The organism is Streptomyces sp. NRRL WC-3549 (genome assembly GCF_000721935.1).
Lineage (GTDB): Bacteria > Actinomycetota > Actinomycetes > Streptomycetales > Streptomycetaceae > Streptomyces.
In genome coordinates, this window is record NZ_KL585424.1 from 8,063 (window position 1) to 12,010 (window position 3,948).

The following is a 3,948-nucleotide window of genomic DNA, read 5'->3' on the forward strand; positions in this document are numbered from 1 at the left end:
TAGCCGTTTCAGCGCCGCGACCCTGACGAGCATCCGCTGCGGCTTCTCGCCGTCTATACCAACGTGGCCAAGCATCGCGCTCCCGCTGAGGCGGCGACTCGGCTCGGCGCTGTGCAACCGGATGATCCGCGCAGCGACCTGACCGTTGCCCTTCCCCTCAAACGCGGCCCCCAGCCGGGTGACGGACTGCCGCTGTACGAGGGCGACGTGGTCGCCAGCGCCCCGCGCGGCGCTCGGATCCCCTTTTCCGTGTGGCCCACTATGTCCCTGCAGCAGCCCCGCGCCGGCATGTGGGCCATCGCCGCCAACGAACCGGAGCTTCTGGAAGAGTGGGTACGCACCGTGGCCATCCCCGTTCTGGTCACTGACCGCCACGACGTGAGCCCCCTGCCGCCGCACCTTGACATCACCGTCGGACACCGCGACATACGCACTGCCCTGGCGGCGGCGGACCGTGCACCCACGGTCGTCTGGAGTTGGGTGAGGATCGCGGCCGTGACCGGACGCGCAGGTCTCGTCGAGTGCTGGAGCTGCTGTGAAACTGCGGAGGCTCTTCTGCGAACCGGATTCACGCTCAGAGGCTTGGACCGCGGCCGTCGCAAGATTCAGGCATGGGCCGAGGACGACTGGTTCTGTGCCGGTGGCTAAAAAACCGTCTGAATACCACCCCTGGCATCGACAGCAGCCAATCCCAGGAGCGACGAACGGTGTGTCGGGGCCGCCGCGCCGTCATGGGGTGGCGCTAACGTCGACGGCATGACGGACACGACATACACCGCGGCGTGGGTGCCGGACGACGATCCCGCCCGCAGCCCGGACGTCGCCGCCGAACTGGCCGCCCTGTGGATTCATCAGCAAGCCGAAGCCCTGCACACCAAGCCTGTGCTGGTCACCCAGACCAAGGACCAGTGGACTCTCGGCCCTGGTGCAATCAGGAAGCTCGCCAAGATCAGTGACACTGTCACAGATCGCAGCACCAGGCCCAGCGGACACCGGCGGGCTGTCCTCGCTTACCTACCCCGCACTCGCGACATGTACCGCGCGATTCCCTATGCCCATGAGGGCGCGCTTGCAGTTGTCGAGCACGGAGCAGACCCCCTGAGCGGATGGGCGATGGAAACACTCGCCGTGAACCTCGTCGATGGACAGCTGACACCCAAGACATGGAACCCGGACCAGCAGAGCCTTCTGGAAGACATCCACACCTACGGCAACAATGGGTGGACGGGCGGGCCGGGCGCCGACAACGCCGCCCTCCTGGTACAGGAATTGGTCGCCAACGGTGTAGGCAGCGCCACCATCCTCGGGTTCATGGTGGCCCGCCGCCACAGCGAGGAGGCTATCGATCGCCTCGCCGCGATCATCGGGAGGTTCGTCTGACAAGTCGCGGCAGGAACCGCGCATCCCTGCAGAGTGAGTCGGTCCGGGCCAGCTGGTGTTCCATCCGCCAGCGGCCATGTCCGGCGATCCAGTCGCTTCGACCAGCACGCAACCTTTGTCGGCGCGCATTCTCATATGAGCGCGGCGAGTAACCCCGCTGTTGGAAGTTCACGTCAAGACAATGCCTCACGCAGTAGGTTGAGCAGTTCAACGACTGCAGCAGCGAGGTCCTCTGACGATGCCGTCACCGTTCGCGAAGCCCCCTTTGTACGTGGTTCCATTCGCCCCGGGAGCCGCTGAGGGCCGGGCGCAGGATCAGTCGCCTCACGCGCCCGTTGTGTTTGAACGGCCGGAGGCCTCGGAGTCGACTGTTCCTCATGGACTGGCTAAGACGGTGGCCGCCGCACTGCCCGGTCTCTGGTACTGCCTACACCTCCCCGCTTCCCTCCCAGATCTCATCGACGTCGATATCTGGATGCTCAAGGCAGCTCAGAACCTGCGCCTTGAGCACAGCATCCTGATGGTCCCGATCGACTGCTTCGAAGAGGATGTACTCGGCGAGCATCTGCAGCGCCACCATCCTGTGGTCACCATTTGCCCGGACGATCTGCTGGACGAAGCGCGGCAGCGGGCTTCGGCGCTGGGGTTCGCGCTGCCTACGATTCCCTACTCCCAGCTATCCGACGCCACTCTCGCTGCTCAGTGGCAGGCCATCCATGAGCACTTCATCCCCGACCTTCCCAGGCTGGCAGGAGAGGTGACGCTTACTCATCGTCTGGATCTGGCCCCTCTCACTCTGCCTCACCGCAGGCTGGCCCGACAGATGGGATGGCCTACTGCAGAGTCAGTCACCCAGGACACGAGCGCGGGCGAGGCGTTCGGGCAAGCTCTCCGCAGTCAGCGGTGCTTGGCCACATGGGCGCGCCTGGAACGGGAGGGGGCATCCCATGACGAAGCCGATCGCCGCTTTCACCGGACCTTCAAGGAAGAAGCCAGCCGACTGCGGGTGCCAGTTGCGCTGGGCCTGCCCGGTACTGCGCCGGCCTATGCCCGTATGGCCTACGACAGCGAGATCCGACGCCGGACGAAACCCCAACCCGCCGTCAGCCCGGATGACACATGGTCGGTCACGCTGCATGAACGTTCCGATCACTTGGTCGAACGAGCAGCCATCGAGTTCGCAGTGGCACACCATTCCGTCGCGAGCAGCGGACTGGGCCTCATGCTGCCCACTGTGCCCCCTGACGCTTTCACCACCCTGGCCGAGATCGAACGTCACTTCCACACCCCCCACAGCAGTGCCGCTGTGAGACGTCTGCTCACCCGACTCAACGACGCGGCCCAGCCACTGTGGAGCGAGGAACTGAAGGCTGCGATCCAGTGCGCCTCATACCTGGCCGTTTACTCGGACTTTCCTCTCGGCCTGCTGACCATGCCTGGTGACAGCGCCCCGCTATGTACACGCCTGCCGGTCACCTACAGACCGATGCAGCCATTGACCAGGATGGTGCAGCAGCAGCTCTCCGCGGCACCGGCAGTCAGCCTGGATCGCAGCATCACAGTCCTGGTAGCTGAGTGCATCCCGGTCAGTGACCCGGTCGGACGGATATCGAGACAGGGATGGGACATCGCCTGCGAGGCCAGCGCACCTGACTCAACCACACTCACGATCACCCAAGCCGAGACCCTCACCCTTGAGGCTCTCCAACGGGCCGTCACCGAGAACCGCCCTGACGTCCTCATCATCAGCGCGCACGGAACGATGGTCGGAAACATGGCCGCGCTTGTCATCGGCGACAAGCCCTATGTGGACCTCGGCCTCGACCGCATGCCCTCTGTGGTCATCCTCAGCGCCTGCCACGTGGCCCCGCGAGGTTCCGGCGCCGTGGCCATCACCGACCTCCTGCTGAGGGAAGGCGCCCTGGCGGTACTCGGTACACAGGTCCCCGTCGATGTCAGACGCAATGCCATGTTGATGGTCCGCTTCATGGTGTATCTCGCCAAAGAGAACACCAGGCCCGGCCAGTTCTCCACCATCCTGGACGTGTGGCATCACGTGCAGACGTCGAACGCGGTCAACGACATCCTCGACGGGAGCCCCAGCCTCAGGGCATGGGCCACCCAAACCACCATCAATGACCGGTCTGTCCTCGTCGAGTTCATGAGCAGCCGGGCCACCGGCCGAATCCGTTCGCCGCACGTCTACGAAGACACCGAACGTGTCCTGGGCGAGATCGCCGACGAGCAGGGCCAGGGCGAACGCGTACGTAACTGGTTCCGCAGACCCGGTTACGTTCCCGAGTCACTGTTCTATGTCTTCACCGGCCGTCCCGACCGCATTCACCTCACCCCTTTGGGGCTGCTCGTCGAGCAAGCGCGTCCCGGCCGGTAACTACCAGGTCCCTGAGGCCCTCGCCCCATCACCTCACAGCCTTTCGCTGTGTGAGCTGCCGCATAGCTCGCTGACCGGGGGAAGGGGCACGTTGGCAGCGGGCGAGCCGAAGTCGTCGGGGTGTCTGCAAGCTCTGACGGTAGCAGCGGGCTCCGCTCCAGCTGGGCGGGCCCAGA

3 protein-coding genes are annotated in these 3,948 nt (G+C 65.0%); all 3 read left to right on the top strand.

Features of this window, described 5'->3' with window-relative positions; all coding sequences use genetic code 11:
* Nucleotides 1-261 precede the first annotated feature (261 nt).
* Complete coding sequence (locus IH13_RS0127465; protein WP_234433408.1) at nucleotides 262-648, top strand: hypothetical protein; 387 nt, start codon at nucleotides 262-264, stop codon at nucleotides 646-648.
* A gap of 108 nt (nucleotides 649-756) precedes the next feature.
* Nucleotides 757-1,380: a hypothetical protein gene (locus IH13_RS0127470; RefSeq protein ID WP_031088667.1), complete on the top strand. Its 624-nt coding sequence runs from the start codon at nucleotides 757-759 to the stop codon at nucleotides 1,378-1,380.
* A gap of 394 nt (nucleotides 1,381-1,774) precedes the next feature.
* Nucleotides 1,775-3,772, top strand: a complete 1,998-nt coding sequence (locus tag IH13_RS0127480; protein ID WP_158791328.1) for a CHAT domain-containing protein — start codon at nucleotides 1,775-1,777, stop codon at nucleotides 3,770-3,772.
* The last annotated feature ends 176 nt before the right edge of the window (nucleotides 3,773-3,948 follow it).